1 pseudogene is annotated in these 269 nt (G+C 46.8%); it reads left to right on the top strand.

The features are described from left to right. A pseudogene (locus AAEY62_RS22575) lies at window positions 1–269 on the top strand (ABC transporter substrate-binding protein); the annotation flags it as partial.

Raw genomic sequence — 269 nt, 5'->3', positions numbered from 1 at the left:
AGCAAACCCTGTGTCTGTAGATAGCTTACCTAAACTAGAGGGTGAGCTTACGCTTTATTTAGGGCGTGGTGAAGGTGGCTTATACGAAAACGTATTACAAGCTATCGAGAAGAAAAATCCAAACCTTAAACTCGGTATACGCCGAGGCCCAACTGCTGCATTAGCAAATACCATAGTAGCTGAAGCAAAAGCAGGCGTTCGCCGTGCTGACTTATTTTGGGCGGTTGACTCAGGCGCAATTGGTTTAGTTACCGATGCTGGCCTTGCAC

The sequence above is a fragment of the Pseudoalteromonas sp. GW168-MNA-CIBAN-0100 genome (assembly GCF_040309225.1).
Taxonomy (GTDB): domain Bacteria; phylum Pseudomonadota; class Gammaproteobacteria; order Enterobacterales; family Alteromonadaceae; genus Pseudoalteromonas; species Pseudoalteromonas arctica.
Note: the sequence above shows the minus strand (reverse complement) of the source record. Positions and strands in the feature narration are given on the sequence as shown.